Source organism: Photorhabdus heterorhabditis (assembly GCF_018448905.1).
In the GTDB taxonomy this organism is placed as follows: Bacteria; Pseudomonadota; Gammaproteobacteria; order Enterobacterales; family Enterobacteriaceae; genus Photorhabdus; species Photorhabdus heterorhabditis.
The window spans coordinates 59,299-75,507 of record NZ_RCWA01000013.1; the positions used below are offsets into that span (position 1 = coordinate 59,299).

Here is a 16,209-nt window from a genome sequence, read left to right on the forward strand (position 1 = left end):
ATGATAAGTTGATAAAACACATTAAATAAGACATTTATTTACTAAGACAATAATTGAATTCATATCAGAAAAATCATCAAACGTAAGATCTTCATCTAGTAGGTTGATATCAAGCTCATTTTCCAAATTAATAATCAAAGAAACAATTTGAAATGAATCCAAGTCATCAAGTGATTTTATTTCAGATTTCTTCATAAACTCAATTACTATTATTTCAATATCTAAATTTGATTTTTTGCCCATAATTCCAACTTTTTATAATTTACTTTTCCACTTATTAATGTAGGTACAGATTCGATACAAAAAATTCCTTTCACTTTAACATTCTTAATGAATCCGCAATCAAATATTTCGCCTTCGTTTTTAGGTTGATAAAAAATTGTAATTCCAGTATTGCAATCTATATTTTTGTCATAATAAAGAACAACAAAAACCAAAGGATTATTGTTCTTTACTCTTAATTGTTCTTCAAGACCTTGAAGATCAACTCTATGCCCCATAATCTTAGTCTGCCGATCTATTCTTCCCTCAAAATATACCTCACCATCTAATATAGTTACTAAATCTCCTGTATCGTAATACACTTTACCATCGACTTTCACAAAGCTATTCTTTGAAGTACCTATATATCCATTAAAAATTTGAGGTCCTGACAATAATAATTTATATAGATTGCCAGATAAATGCTCAGTTTTGTATGACATATCCCCTAAAGCTCGGCCAAGACTAGGTGGGCCTTCAATACCCACATCACTTATCATACATGCGATTGTTGTTTCAGTTGGTCCATATAAATTAAATATCTTCTGGCAATTAGATATTTGTGCCCAAGAGGTTACGACGTGTTTTCTTAATAATTCTCCGCAAAACAAAGAAACTTTTAAACTAGACAGTTGATGTGATTTTGGTTTGAGAGAAATCAGCATCTGAGCGAGTGTAGGAACAGAAAACCAATAAGTGAGTTTATTATTTTCCACCTTATTTAGTAATTGTCCAATTTTTTTGGTTTCTACAGGAGTTATGGAGCTTGCACTCTTCCAACTTAGAAATAGATCATGATAAAAAAGATCAAAAGCTGGAGAAAATGTATTAGTTAATCGTTCGATGCCTTTTTCAATTTCCAATTCTTCATAGATATTATCAATATAATGTTTTAAGGCTAAATGTGTAATCGGAACTCCTTTAGGTAAACCAGTAGATCCTGATGTGAACAATATGTATGCAGTTTTTGCTGGCATAATAACTGAATCGTTTCTATCTGCTTTATGTTTTATATGATATACACTAAGATCTTGATTGAGCCTGATATCAGCTTTAACTGCATTAATTATTCGCTCTTTATATTCATCATCCCAATCTGAAATCAAAGGAACTATCGTATTCTTGTTTTTCCACATTGCCGAAAAAACAGAATACATATTTATATCCTTTCTTTCAATATCAATAGCAACTACTTTCTCTATCACTTCAGAGAAGTAATCTGAAAAATAAACAACTTTGGAAAGGAACTCACCATATGTAATTTCAATGGGATGGTCTCTATAAAAAATAGACTGAGAAAAATTATTTGATGAATAGTACAAATATTCAATTACATTGAATGACATAGTTCCTCCATTACATGATTGAACATGGGATCAATCTCCAAGAATGAAAATCCCTCAATATAGGAGAAAGCACTTGTTCCTATTTCGTCAGTTATAAAGCCACCATTACCTATTACTTCAAATAATTTATATGGGCCAACTAAATGAATAGCTGCGAGAATACCACTTTCGGACACTTCAAAAGGAAACTTCTTTTCATTGTTTATATATTTCACTAAGTGAACCAAGTCAAAATTCATACCTATAAGGTTACATAATTTATTAATCCCGCTAGCCCATATGGCATAAATAATAGTGGTCTGTTTATTTGGTTCATATAGATCTTGCAAATTATTAACCCCAAATTTTCCTGTAAAATCACCTTGCCATGTATTATATGATGTACATATGAATGATTCACCTTTAGGATAGTCAAATAGTTCGAATTTATTATTTCCTTTCCATATATATTCAGGGTGAACGAAATCATAGTAAACCTTATAATTTCTACCATTTATTTCCATATCTTTAGGGTTGTATACTCCTAAAGAGAACAAAGCAGACTCACCAATCTGTATGCCTACAAATCCCCAAGGATTAATCACTCTAAAACAATTCTTTTCTAGAGAATAATGACTCAAATCATCATAAGTAATATTAACTCCTAAACTATTAAAGTATTGCTCATATGACATGAATGTTAAAACAGGAGCTCCATTAATTGGATTTCTTATTAGTTCTCCGGGCTTCTTAACCAAGAAATACTTGACAGCATCTCTAGAATTAAAGCCTTTTTTATATATATCCAAATAATCAGGGTTTATCCCAGATTCTTTGTAAAGAATATTCTTTAATATATCGTATTTAGCGTTTATCATATTATTTAAAATTTAGATTATGTGAATTATTAAAATTTTCAATTAACAAATAAAATAACCCTCTAATATAATACTCTTCGTAATCAAGAGAAGAGAAGTCTAGAATTAAATCACAATATTCAGAATCAATAATAAGTCCAATACCTATATGCATAATTCGACATGCTCCACGATCATTGACTAAAATTTTATGTTTGTACTGTGTGTTAATTTTTCCTATAAACCATTTTTTATTTATTACATTTAGGCAAATTGATGGGAATTGTATACCAACCTCTCCATATTCAGTTTTACTAGCAAGCAGAGTATTAGTATCGCCACCATATAGAGTATTCATTAGCACTCTGGATCTGATATCATTGACACAGTAACCATTTTCGCTCTTTTTTATTATCAACGGCCGTATCTCATTCAACCATCCTAATGTATATCTAGGATCTATCGAATAAGTAGGTTCTCTTCCATGTTGATTTAACCCTATATATAAGTGTTCTCCTCCAAAAAACTCATCAAATGACGATGCAATGGCTTTAATTAAATGGGCTGTAATCATATTGTCTGATGTAGATCTTAAAACTTTATGACGAAGAACTGAGGTACTGGACTCTAATTTCATATCTCTAATTGGAAATCTTGATTTCTCAGAGTTATGAATTTTTAACTCACAATATTCTTTTATGAAACCTAAATTATATTTGTTATTTCTTGATTTCTTACCCAGTTTAGAAGATACAAAGTTTTTAATATGGTTCTTCTCATATAAATCCCAGTTAGTATCCTCTCCAGATAACAGATTTGAAATCATTCCATTGGAAAGTGCATCAGATAAGAAATGATTTACGGCAAAGAAAAAACTTAAGCCATTAGTGGTTTCTTTTAAAAATAAAGTAAGTGGTTTTATCAAATTATAATCAGATAACATTTCATGTTCATAATCTTCATAAGCCATTATCTTTATTTTTACTTCACCTACAGGTTTAACACGCAAGTCAGTTGTTATCGTGTAGTGAACAAATAACTCAGGGCATATTTTCGACAGCCTAGATAAGTTAGAATTGAGTTTTTCTTTTGCATCATCACCATATATATGAAATTCTGGTGTTGTTGATAGCCATTTGTAAAACTCAGAATTACGGCGATCTATAAAAGTAACTCGATTTGATAGTATATTTAAGTAGTAATCCATCACTCACTCCAAACGGGTTTATCATTAATAAATTATTACACTAGAGTGCAAGTTGGTAATTAATTCTTAATTAACTACCGTCAGTAGATAGAATACAACTCATTTGTAAATTCACATCACTTCATTTTCCAACCTTAATATTTGTCTATTTAGCTGTGCCTTTGCTGTCGGAAATTTATCGAAAAAATCAGACTGTTCACAAAGTAATTTGTGACATTCTTTAATTCTTTTTTCATTGAATTTACTTGATGTTAACTGATTAATAGAATGCTTGTTGACCTCAATGTAAATCTGATTTATAGGTACCGGATGAATATTGTTCTTTAGCAAGCGAATAACTAGTTCTGTATCTTCTATATATCTGTATTTTGGATTAAAGTATCCGATATCCTTAAGTGCTTCTCTTGCGCAAGTAAGTCCATATCCAGTTCCAATCCTTAAAGCTGTCACTACCAAATCTGAAAAACTATCATATTCAATAGGAAATTTTATATCGAATTGACTTACACAAGATTCGGATACTCGATCTAAAACTTTCACGCTTGACCAATAAAAACAAGATTTATCAACGCTATTTAAAATTTCATTATGTAATCTTTCCAAATAATTAGGTAACATTATGTCATCATCATCTAGGAAAGTTATATAATCTCCACTTGCATGTTTACATCCAATACTTCGACAAAAACCTGGACCTTTACCTAAGTTACTTTCAATAACTGTCACATTAGGTATATGTAAAAAAATGTTACCAATAGATTTTTCTGCATCATTAACTATGATAATTTCTTTATTCAAGAATTTCTGTGAATTAACGCTGTTAACTGCATTCAGTAGCATTGATGGCCTATTAATTGTTGGAATTATTACTGAAATTTTCATAATTTTTCCCTCATATAATTAAATTGGGGACACATATATGATACTAACTACCATTATATTTTTTACATTTCACTATCAATGCAGAAACACGATTCACAAAGTATGGAAAGTTATAGATCATAGTTATCTAACAATATTAATAACTAGAGATATCGTTAACCTTATAAATTTAATATTCCCATCAATATGAACCCCCTCTTTAACATGATCAACACTACAATTAACATCATTCTCAACACTTTAGAATAATTTATTAAAATTGAACCATAGGAAATAACAATAATGTGAAACCAGTCACATATATGATTTATTCTCTTTTCAATATCTTGCCCATCTAAGTAATCTAAGTAATCTAAGTAATCTAAGTAATCTAAGTAATCTAAGTAATCTAAGAAACAGTCTCTTTCCAAGAGAATTGGTTGTGTAGTGCATATGAATTTGGCGACCTATATAATGGATATAATGGAGGTATTCGAATCCGCTTCATAGATAAATAGGTGACGTTATGACAAGAGCATACTCGGCGTATTTAAACGTGAAATAAAAAAAGGTAGCGCCAGAGGAACTCGGAAACGGAAAAAGAAACCAGTACACCTGGAGGGCAGAACGAAAAAACACTACCCTCTCTTGATGTTCGACTCACTGAACAATTCTCGATAATCGATAAACTTAGGCAGAGCTCTAAATGTAATAAATTTTTTGTGATTTATTCAGTAGAAAAAGTTAAAAATTCTAGCATCGTCGATCTAAGCGGGTCCTACCTTAAGAGATGTCAGATATATACAGTAATTATTAAATAAAGAGGTATATGATATGAATACTACAGTTACAAATTCAAAAATTTTATACACATTAACTTCCTTATGTAGAACTGATTATGAAAATGTGAATAAAAGTCAATTGATTGATATTATGAATCGTACGGAATTTCCTTGGGATCGGTTCCTTTCAGTAGTCAATAGGCAAAAAATTGTAGGCATCGTCTATAAATCTCTGTCTGAAATGAAATTACTCCATCTAGTGCCTTATAGAGTAGCAAGTGCTATAAAATATATTTATTTAGCAACAACCAAGAGAAATCAGGTGCTTATGGATGAATTGATTACTATTTTAACGGCATTTAAGGAGGAAGGAATTGATATAAGGCCTCTAAAAGGCTCTGTTTTGTTGGATTTGATATATACCGACTATGGTACACGAACACTAAACGACTTAGATTTTTTTGTTAGCAAAAATGACTTAAAAAGATTGCCAAAAATTATGAATAATTTAGGTTATATTCAAGGAGAGTATAATGTTAATGACAAAACGTTAACTGAACTTAGTCGTGAAGACAAATTAATGTGGAAAGTAAAGATGTTTAACCTTCCACCATTTTGTAAAATCCACTCAGAACCCACTGTTGATATTATATCTATAGATTTTACTTTTGGACTATCATTTTCTGACAATAAAGACATTAATGAAAAAATTCTATCAACTGATTCTATTCTAAATAACAAAAAAACATTATCCAATATTGATTTTTTTATCCATTTATGCACTCATTTATATAAGGAGGCTTCAAACGAAGCATGGGAAAATTTTGCTCAAGATATCAATTTAATAAAATTTTGTGATGTTAGAGAGTATTACTACTTTTTGTCAAAAAAAATAGATAATGATGACATTATATCTAGAGTGAATGAGTTGGGTGTTGAAAAAGCATTCTCTTTCTCAATACTCTATTCGTCCATTTTATACAATGACAATAATTTAATTAAACTTCTGGAAAGAATAAATTATTCAAAATATAACTTCCAAGAAGTATACACTCAAAACAATGAGATAAATAAGATAAAGTTAAACTCAGTCAGTGAATCTATTCTACTTGTAAAATAGTGATAGACATACTCTAAGTTTATAGTATAAAACTATGAAGATTAGTGAAATATTAAGACTAGCCATCCCCATTTCAATTCAGAGTTTGGTTTTCTCTTGCTTAGGTTATATCGATATTTTTATGGTATCTAAGCTAGGGGAGGCCAATGTCGCCGCAATTGGAATTGCGGCTAAAGTAACATGGCTAAACATTACATTGCTCATATCGTTAACTGCCACTTTATCTATATTTTTATCGAATTATGTTGGTTCGGGAAATGTAAAAAGCCAAACTTCAATAATACAAATATCTCTATTGTTTTTATTAACAGTATCTACAATACAGTCTATTATTCAGGCATTGTTTTCTTATCATGTATCTTCTATTTTTACCGATAATTTAGAAGTCTCGCTTCTTTGTTCAACTTATTTAAAATACACTTCACCTTTATATTTATTTAGTTCACTATCACTAATTATTGACACAATCAATAGGTGTCATAAAAAACCATCCATATCAACAAAAATAACCATTCTAGAGGTCATAATTGCGGTTTTCTTAAACTGGGTTATGATATATGGAAATTTATCATTTCCTGAGATGGGTATCATAGGTGCAGCTTTATCAACAACAATAGCTAGAATAATCAGAACAATTGTTGGTTCTTATATATTAGTAAAAATTTACACCTATAAGTATTTTATAAGTACAATATATTTAAATTCTTTTAAGCCACTAGTTGTTGATTATTTTTCAAAGTTTCTACCTATTTTATTAACCAATATAATATGGTCGCTTGGAATCGCTACGTATCAGTTTCTCATTGGAAAACTAGGAGTTGATTATATAGCTCTACACTCTGTTATTTCCTCCATAGAATCCGCATTCTTAGCAATATCTTGGGGAGTAGCTACTTCATCTGGGATATTAGTTGCTAGAAGACTAGGATATGGATATAGCATAGCTGAGCTAGATAGATATTTAAAAAAGCAGAAGTTATCAGTTTACTTATATTCATTGGTAACTAGCGTGACTTTCTTTATAGTGCTTTATTATTTTTCAATATATTATAATGTAAGATATGATTTTACATATCTATTGTTTTTCCCATTGATTTTTTTGCTAAAATGCATATCTGTATATTATCTAACTATACTTCAAAATTGCGGTGATACGAAAAATAACCTAAAGTTGAATTTTATCTGCCAATGGTTAGTATCCATACCAATTTCAACTATTCTTATAATACACCTAAACTGTACTTATATTTCAATTTTGGCTATGCTAACTGTTGAAGAATTACTCAAAGTTATCTTTTTGCATGTTAGGTTGAAAAATTTGTCATGGATTGATGATGTTAAATTGACTAGAGGCTGTTGACGTTTTGGAAGGGGGTTTAAACAGCATGATGGTCTGGTAGAGAGCATAAAAATCTGCGGGGCACGGTGTTAAATCGGCGATAGAATGAGCAAAGGAACATCATTCTATCAAACACCTCACCATGAAAACTTATATTGTGAAAATCGCCCTTCGAGGTATCAGTCCAATGGTCTGGCGCCGATTCAGATTGTCAGGCGAAACGTCTTTAGCGGCTTTGCACTATATCATTCAGATCGCGCAAGGATGGCAGGATGACCATCTGCATCAATTCCGTATTTATGGCAAAAATTACGGTATTTCCTACGAGGGTGGGATCGGGTTTTCAGATAATCCCTACAAAATTACACTGGATGATTTTGAATTTGATGCCGGTGACCACTTTACCTACGAGTACAACTTTTTCGAGCCCTAGCTTCACGATATCCATATTGAAACGGTTCTCGAAAACTCTCGCCTGAAGTCCCCTTTTTGTCTGGTCGGAAACAGAATGCCCGGTGCCACGTCAGAGGACAGGGCGGGATTCTACTTTGCGTAAAAATTATACATTTCGCAGATATTGATAATTTCTCACATTCAATACGATTTTATTGATAGGTTTTGATATCTGGCATGAACATTTATTGAGCTAGTAGAGGGTTGTTTTTATCCACAATAACCATATAGAAAATGTGAGATCCCGCCCTGCGTCAGAGGATGAAGCGACGAAAACACTGGCATTACTCAATGCAATTATTCATGCTGATGACACAACACACGTCAGAAAAATCCGCCCATTGATAGATGAACTGGATACTGTCCGATTCAACCGCCGAAAGGTTAATCGCCAATTAAGCCGGCTTAACCTTGATGCACCGGAAATGGAACCCATCGTCATAGGGCTGTAGCGGGTAGGATGATCGGTATCCATAAAGGTATACGTTAAAGTGGCTTCTTTAGCTGCTTTGCCACATAAATGCCCCAAGGTTTTTTATGCTCTCTGTTGGTTATGCCTTTGATGAAAACGGATTGGCGATTATTCGATTTACATTTAAACAACTTTATTATGTTGTTCAAGTGGGTAAAACTGATAAAAAAAGGTTAAACCAGGAATAGGTAATAAAACTACTACGTCCAAAAAAAGTGAGGAGGCTAAATTAAAAAATGAAAAATGGACTATTTACCCGGCACTATCCAAAAAAGAATCGACATGGCGTTGGTCTTTGGATTAAAAAATTAGCGCTAATGTTTGGCATATGTGCAAATATCATTTCTTGCTCTCAGGCTGTGGAAACAATGAAAGTTAATTACACCATTAATTTTAATACCAATGCGGCTTTTTGTTTGGCTAAAGTTAACGATATTTTGGTGATGGATAGTGGTGATTCTGTTGGAGGTAATTACTCAGCAGGACAAACCATCAGCTCTATTCTGGAAAACGGTAAAAATACCCTGACGGTATCTATGCATAATGCACTATGGGGTGAACCAGAGAAGAAACCGACTCCTGATATGTGGTGTTCGGTGCTTCTAAAAACAATTAATCAATTTGGCGAAGAACAAACGGTTACCGGTATCAAGCTAATTGTGGACAAGAATGGAAATGTTACTGTAGATAAAGATTTCTATCCACCTCCAGTAAATGCTTTTGGTAAGACGGAACGTCACTACGAAGATGACACAAGAGAAGCCACTAAAGATTTTTACGCAGAAGATTTACCTGATTGGGAATGGACAAAAGCCACACCTGTTACGAAAGCTGATATCCCCAAAGTCAAAGTATTTTATGAAGAATTACAACAAGCCTTTGCTCAGCAAGACCTCAAAAAAATTCGGTCAATGACAAAAGCAGCCTGGGAAATAATGGGGAAAGAGAGAGGTGCTTCGCCTGATTTTATGTGGGACTCTATGGATTTTAAAGGTTTTTTTGAAAAAGGTTATAAAGCTGTTCCTATTAGCTGGGATAAATATGAATTTTATACCTACAAAAACAACCGAATATTTCGTTTTGAATATGATTACGACAGAGTTTCACCGATAGAATTAGAAAAGGGTGACGATGTTTTTTTCTATAATCCTTATCTCTCTATCGTTGATGGCAAAGTTGTGGTGGTTCATTAACAAATTTGTTTTTGTGCTTCGTAAAGGTTTTTGCGGAGCACAAATAATGGGATAAGGAGTCTATTCGCAACCATGCAAACGAATTAATCAACGTATTGGGTGAATATAAACTTATTGAAATATATAAGTTGGAGGTATGTAACGGGAAGAGTGCTGTCCTTCTTGCTTTTTCGTTTCAATTTTGCTCTGAATCGCGATTTTGCATGAACAAACGGTTGTTTCTCATCACTGCTTGTTGGATTATAGGCGGTTATGTGACGTGTTTTTGGCATTATTGAGGTAAAAACAATGAGTGAGGCAGATGCCCGCCCGACGAACTTTATTCGTCAGATTATTGACGAAGATTTGGCAATTGGTAAACATACATCCGTACATACCCGTTTCCCCCCTGAGCCAAATGGCTATCTGCATATTGGTCATGCGAAATCTATCTGTCTGAACTTTGGCATTGCAAAGGATTACCAGGGGCAGTGCAATTTGCGTTTTGACGATACCAACCCAGTTAAAGAAGATGTTGAGTATGTCGATTCTATTAAAAATGACGTTCAGTGGTTAGGTTTTGAGTGGAGTGGTGATATTCGTTACTCTTCCAATTATTTTGATACGTTGTATCAGTATGCGATTGAATTGATCAATAAAGGTCTGGCTTATGTTGATGAATTGAGTCCGGAAGATATCCGTGAATATCGTGGTACGTTGAAAGAGCCAGGTAAAAACAGCCCGTATCGTGACCGCAGTATTGAAGAAAATCTGGCTCTGTTTGAAAAAATGCGCGCCGGTGAGTTTGGCGAAGGCAAAGCTTGCTTACGTGCCAAAATTGACATGGCGTCACCCTTTATTGTGATGCGTGATCCGGTTCTGTATCGTATTAAATTTGCAGAGCATCATCAGTCCGGTAATAAATGGTGCATCTATCCGATGTATGATTTTACTCACTGTATTTCTGATGCGCTGGAAGGTATTACACATTCGCTGTGTACGCTGGAATTTCAGGATAACCGTCGCCTGTACGATTGGGTGCTGGATAATATCACAATTGATTGTCATCCGCGTCAGTATGAATTCTCGCGTCTGAATCTTGAATACACTGTTATGTCCAAGCGTAAATTGAATCTGCTGGTGACTGACAAGATTGTTGAAGGTTGGGATGACCCACGTATGCCAACTATCTCAGGATTGCGTCGTCGTGGTTATACGGCTTCTTCCATTCGTGAATTCTGCCGTCGTATCGGTGTCACCAAGCAGGACAATAATGTGGAAATGGCCGCATTGGAATCCTGTATTCGGGATGATCTGAATGAAAATGCACCTCGCGCTATGGTTGTTCTCGATCCAGTTAAATTGGTGATCGAAAATAGGCCAGAAGGAGGGCAGATTCTGAGTATGCCTAATCATCCGAATAAACCAGAGATGGGTAGCCGTGAAGTGCCATTTAGCAGTGAGATCTATATTGATCGGGCAGATTTCCGTGAAGAAGCGAATCGTCAATATAAGCGTTTGGTATTAGGTAAAGAAGTTCGTTTGCGTAATGCCTATATCATCAAAGCAGAACGTGTTGAAAAAGATGCCGACGGCAATATCACGACAATCTATTGCAGTTACGATGAGCAGACTTTGAATAAAGACCCGGCAGACGGACGTAAAGTGAAAGGTGTTATTCATTGGGTTAGTGCTACTCATGCTGTTCCTGCTGAATTCCGCTTGTATGATCGTCTGTTCAGTGTGCCAAACCCAGGCGCAGAAGATGATTTTCTGGCGGCTATTAACCCTGAATCGCTGGTAATTCGTCAGGGATTTGTGGAGCCAGGTTTAGCTGATGCCAGGTCAGAAGAGACTTATCAGTTTGAGCGTGAAGGTTATTTCTGTGCTGATAGCGGCCACTCTAGTGCAGAACATTTGGTATTTAACCGTACCGTTGGCCTGCGTGATACTTGGGCAAAAATTTCTCAGGATTAATTAGATTCTGGTGTATTTAAAAAGCGTGACAATTTAATTGTTACGCTTTTTTATTTTATAAATTTTATCTTATTCTTGATTTTATAGTTTATTATCCATCATTATAATAGATTAAATAAGTTGAAGTTAATGAATTTTTGCTAAAAAATTATCATTGATAAATAATTATGAATTTATTTTTGTTGGAAAGTATTTATATTGAAAAAGCTATTTTTTAATGTGGTTGTTATATTATTAAATTTTCCGTGTTGTATGATTTTTTATTTTAATATCAATTTCATATATAGTTTTAATTGTATTTTTATTAATGTGTTCTTTGTCATGTTATGCAAAAAAAACATTTTTTATTATTGATAATTCATGATGAGAAAAATAATCTGTATATATGTTTATTAAATAGTTTTAAGTTTTTTTCAGTTGGGATTTTATTTCACATTTTTTTGCATGATTGGTTTTATACCCAATAGATTTCAAATTGCAGCGCGGCGGCAAGGGAGCGAATCCCCGAGAGCATAGATAACTATGTGACCGGGGTGAGTGAGTGCAGCCAACAAAGCAGCAACTTGAAAGATGAAGGGTATAGTTAAAAAGGAATTAATTTTATGGTTAAGTATGGTGTCTAAATTGGATTACGCTATGTATGACAATCACATGGATATTTCCAGATTGTGATAGTGGTTTCAGCAATATTTTCCGAATGAAAGAGAGATTCAATTCAACATCATCATGCCATTTACTATCTTCTAATAGGGTCCCTTGTCGCTGCTTTAGCGTTTCTGGGCGGTGGCTTACCTTACACAACTTTTGCGTTTGAAAGAGGTAACAATGAAGAAATTTAAATTGCGTACACTAGCAGCATTAACTGCAACTGTTGGACTTATGGGGTCTGCATATGCCACGGATGCAGCGCAGCAGTTGGTTGATTCACTGAGTCAATTAAAAGTTAATTATAAGGTTATTGATAATCAGGCAGGAAGTCATGGTGTTAATTGTGCTGTACTGGGGGCAGATTGGGCCGCTTGTAACCGAGTAGATATTACTTTAACAAATGGTAATCAGGCGATTAACTCTTCTGACTGGGCGATTTATTTCCATAGTATTCGCCAGGTTCTGGACGTAGATAATGAGCAGTTCAAAATCACGCGCATCACTGGTGACTTACATAAACTGGAACCAACTGAGAAATTCACCGGTATTAAAGCTAATCAGCAGATAAAACTGCCTATTACTGGAGAATACTGGCAAATTTATAGCACTGATTTTCTGCCCCGTTGGTATGCAACGTCAGGTGATGCAAAACCTAAAGTACTTGTTAATACGGATACGGAAGATTTGAGAGAATTTTTATCTGCTTTCACTGGTGATCAGTGGAAACGTATAAAAACAGATAACAATATTCTGATGACCCCTGAGAATCGTTATGCCAAGAATTTACAGGTCCAAAAAATAGGATCAGAAAATCTGCGTGGGCAAATTATTCCGACACCAAGAGAGATTCAAATTTATGCACAGGATGCCGATTTATCGAGAGGTGTCAGGCTGGAACTAGGTGGTTTGAATGACGAGGCGGTTATTCTTGTCAGAAAACGTTTTACTGATCAGGGAATTAAATTAGAGAATGGTGGCTATCTGGTTGCGACGCAGATTGTTTCTTCAGATTTTACTGACGATTGGAAGGTTAAAGGTGCTTACCGACTGAATGTTACCCAGAATGGCGCCCAGATTGTTGCTTTTGACCAATCTGGTGTGTTTTACGGTCTTCAGTCTTTGTTGTCATTGATTCCTACTGATGATAGCAGGAAGATTGCGACTCTGACGGTAAAAGATGCTCCACGTTTTGAGTATCGTGGTGCTCTCTTGGATGTGGGACGTAATTTCCACAGTAAGCAGGCTGTTTTGCGTTTACTTGACCAAATGGCAAGTTACAAGCTGAATAAATTCCATTTCCATCTGTCTGATGATGAAGGCTGGCGTCTTGAAATCCCAGGATTGCCAGAGTTGACAGAAGTGGGTAGTCAGCGTTGTCATGATTTGAGTGAAACCAAATGCTTGTTACCACAACTGGGTTCTGGCCCTGATAACAACAACATGGGTAGCGGATTCTTCAGTCGTCAGGACTACATTGATATTCTGAAATATGCCAAAGCCCGTTATATTGAAGTTATTCCTGAAATTGATATGCCGGCTCATGCCCGTGCCGCAGTGGTTTCTATGGAAGCTCGCTATAACAAGTTGATGGCTCAGGGGAATGTAAAAGGGGCGAATGAATATCGCTTGCTGGACCCAACTGATACGACCCGGGCAACATCCGTTCAACTCTATGATCGTCGTAGTTATTTAAACCCATGTATGGATTCTTCAAAACGATTTGTTGAGAAAATCATTAGTGAAGTTGCTGCTATGCATAGAACAGCTGGCTTACCATTGGAAACCTGGCATTTCGGCGGTGATGAAGCGAAGAATATCCGTTTGGGAGATGGTTTTCAGGATAAAAATGGTCCTATAGAACCGGGTAAAGGTATCATCGATAAGAGTATAGAAGATAAGCCATGGGCTAAATCTCAAGTTTGCCAGAAGATGGTAGAACAAGGCATTGTGAAAGATGTTGAGCATCTTGCTAGTTATTTCGCAATTGAAGTAAGTAAGATTGTGAATGCCAATGGTATCGACAGGATGCAGGCGTGGCAGGATGGATTAAAGCATGCTACTAGCGTTAAAGATTTTGCAACCAAACGCGTTGGTGTAAATTTCTGGGATGCTCTCTACTGGGGTGGTTTTGATTCAATCAATGATTGGGCGAATAAAGGATATGAAGTGATCGTATCCAACCCAGATTATGTCTATTTGGATATGCCATATGAAGTGCATCCGCAGGAGCGGGGATATTATTGGGCCACCCGTTTTAATGATGAAGCCAAGATTTTTAGTTTTGCGCCAAATAATATGCCGCAAAATGCTGAAACTTCCGTTGACCGTGATGGTAATGTCTTTAGTGCGAAAAGTGATAAACCATGGCCGGGCGCTTATGGGCTTTCAGGTCAGGGATGGAGTGAAACAGTTCGAACTGATGAGCAGATGGAATATATGCTTTTTCCGCGTTTGTTACCGCTGGCAGAGCGGGCGTGGCACCGTGCTGGTTGGGAACAAGATTATGTTCCAGGCAAGGAATATAAGAAAGGTGAAACATATAGAGTCGATATTGATGCACTTAACCGTGACTGGACACGGTTCGCTAACCTGATAGGGCAACGCGAACTTGTCAAACTGGATAGAGCAGGTATTGCTTACCGCTTACCGGTTCCAGGGGCCAAAGTAAAATACGGTGTTCTGAGGGCCAATATTGCTCTGCCGGGGCTGGTAATCCAGTATTCAACTGATGGCGGTAATAGTTGGAAAATTTATGACAATCATAAACGCCCGAAGGTGAAAGGTGATGTGTTAATCCGTTCTGTTAGCCCAGATGGTAAACGTTACAGCCGGATTGATAATGTAAAGGCATGATTATGTGATATCAAGTAAGAAGGGAACCCTGATGGGTTCCTTTCTATGATAAAAGTTAGCGGATCAGGAGTGAATTACTTCTCGTCATGTGCACTACTATCTTCGCGGCAATTACCAGCAGAACAGTGACCATATAGGTAAAGGCTGTGGTTTGAGAGTTTAATCCCATAACGTTCAGCAATATTCTTCTGGCGTTTTTCGATATATTTGTCACTGAATTCAATGACTCTACCACAATCCAAGCAGATTAAATGGTCGTGATGATGTTGTTGAGTGAGTTCAAAAACCGATTTGCCACCTTCGAAATTATGACGGGTGACAATCCCGGCGTCATCAAACTGATTCAACACGCGATAGACAGTAGCAAGGCCAATCTCTTCACTGTTATCAATCAGTTTCTTGTAGAGATCTTCCGCACTGACGTGGTGGTATTCAGGATCTTGTAATACTTCCAGTATTTTCAGACGAGGAAGTGTTACTTTAAGTCCAGCATCTTTTAATGCCTTATTGTTGTCGGTCATGCGGATTCAGTCCTGTTACTCAGTAAAGTGAAAGTAGCGATACTTCAAAAAGTACCAGTTAGTTATCAGATTATAATTATAGGCATGGCTAATGAAAATGAAAACCACGTTAACCATAACTATCATTACACATTTTGCCAGAATAATCATTTGTAAAACGCTGGAATAGCTTTACCGTCTATACCCTTCATCTTTCAAGATGCTGCTTTGTTGGATGCGTTCACTTGCCGCCGCCCTGCAACTTGAAATCTATTGGGTCTATTCTATTCGGTCATTTTATTTGCCATTCTTCATCATAAAAAGCGAATCTGGGCAGTGTTGTGTTCTGGCAAAAGCGATAGCTTTTGATAGAACTGCGCGC

General features: G+C 35.4%; 13 protein-coding genes. 7 read left to right on the forward strand and 6 right to left on the reverse strand.

Annotation, left to right across the window (positions count from 1 at the left end; translation table 11 throughout):
• Positions 1-21: 21 nt before the first annotated feature.
• The 5 genes from EAE89_RS10400 to EAE89_RS10420 form a co-directional block, all read right to left on the reverse strand.
• Positions 22-243: a hypothetical protein gene (locus tag EAE89_RS10400; RefSeq protein WP_214085763.1), complete on the reverse strand. Its 222-nt coding sequence runs from the start codon at positions 241-243 to the stop codon at positions 22-24.
• Positions 222-1,607: an AMP-binding protein gene (locus EAE89_RS10405; protein WP_214085764.1), complete on the reverse strand. Its 1,386-nt coding sequence runs from the start codon at positions 1,605-1,607 to the stop codon at positions 222-224. The genes EAE89_RS10400 and EAE89_RS10405 overlap by 22 nt, the downstream gene beginning before the upstream one ends.
• The gene (locus EAE89_RS10410; RefSeq protein ID WP_214085765.1) at positions 1,592-2,464 is read right to left on the reverse strand and encodes a hypothetical protein; all 873 of its coding nucleotides are present in this window, start codon (positions 2,462-2,464) and stop codon (positions 1,592-1,594) included. The genes EAE89_RS10405 and EAE89_RS10410 overlap by 16 nt, the downstream gene beginning before the upstream one ends.
• Before the next feature lies 1 nt (position 2,465).
• Positions 2,466-3,650: a hypothetical protein gene (locus EAE89_RS10415; RefSeq protein WP_214085766.1), complete on the reverse strand. Its 1,185-nt coding sequence runs from the start codon at positions 3,648-3,650 to the stop codon at positions 2,466-2,468.
• A gap of 111 nt (positions 3,651-3,761) precedes the next feature.
• The gene (locus EAE89_RS10420; RefSeq protein ID WP_214085767.1) at positions 3,762-4,532 is read right to left on the reverse strand and encodes a glycosyltransferase family 2 protein; all 771 of its coding nucleotides are present in this window, start codon (positions 4,530-4,532) and stop codon (positions 3,762-3,764) included.
• An 813-nt stretch (positions 4,533-5,345) separates the two neighbouring features.
• Between EAE89_RS10420 and EAE89_RS10425 the strand changes: the two genes are divergently transcribed.
• The 7 genes from EAE89_RS10425 to EAE89_RS10455 all read left to right on the forward strand — a co-directional run bounded on the left by EAE89_RS10425 (position 5,346) and on the right by EAE89_RS10455 (position 15,327).
• Positions 5,346-6,413 (forward strand): nucleotidyltransferase domain-containing protein, encoded by a 1,068-nt coding sequence (locus EAE89_RS10425; protein ID WP_214085768.1) that lies wholly within the window; start codon positions 5,346-5,348, stop codon positions 6,411-6,413.
• 34 nt (positions 6,414-6,447) lie between these two features.
• The gene (locus tag EAE89_RS10430; RefSeq protein ID WP_214085769.1) at positions 6,448-7,773 is read left to right on the forward strand and encodes an MATE family efflux transporter; all 1,326 of its coding nucleotides are present in this window, start codon (positions 6,448-6,450) and stop codon (positions 7,771-7,773) included.
• A 136-nt stretch (positions 7,774-7,909) separates the two neighbouring features.
• Positions 7,910-8,185 (forward strand): plasmid pRiA4b ORF-3 family protein, encoded by a 276-nt coding sequence (locus EAE89_RS10435; protein ID WP_339423195.1) that lies wholly within the window; start codon positions 7,910-7,912, stop codon positions 8,183-8,185.
• 256 nt (positions 8,186-8,441) lie between these two features.
• Entirely contained in the window at positions 8,442-8,657 is a 216-nt protein-coding gene (locus tag EAE89_RS10440) for a hypothetical protein (RefSeq protein ID WP_214085770.1), read from the forward strand.
• 256 nt (positions 8,658-8,913) lie between these two features.
• Positions 8,914-9,870, forward strand: a complete 957-nt coding sequence (locus tag EAE89_RS10445; RefSeq protein ID WP_214085771.1) for a hypothetical protein — start codon at positions 8,914-8,916, stop codon at positions 9,868-9,870.
• A 288-nt stretch (positions 9,871-10,158) separates the two neighbouring features.
• Complete coding sequence (gene glnS / locus EAE89_RS10450) at positions 10,159-11,826, forward strand: glutamine--tRNA ligase (RefSeq protein WP_214085772.1); 1,668 nt, start codon at positions 10,159-10,161, stop codon at positions 11,824-11,826.
• An 825-nt stretch (positions 11,827-12,651) separates the two neighbouring features.
• On the forward strand, positions 12,652-15,327 hold the full coding sequence (locus EAE89_RS10455) for a beta-N-acetylhexosaminidase (protein ID WP_054476735.1): 2,676 nt from the start codon (positions 12,652-12,654) through the stop codon (positions 15,325-15,327).
• Positions 15,328-15,401: 74 nt separating this feature from the next.
• Here the strand turns inward: EAE89_RS10455 and fur are convergent, their stop codons facing one another.
• Positions 15,402-15,848, reverse strand: a complete 447-nt coding sequence (gene fur / locus EAE89_RS10460; RefSeq protein WP_054476736.1) for a ferric iron uptake transcriptional regulator — start codon at positions 15,846-15,848, stop codon at positions 15,402-15,404.
• Between the last annotated feature and the right edge of the window lie 361 nt (positions 15,849-16,209).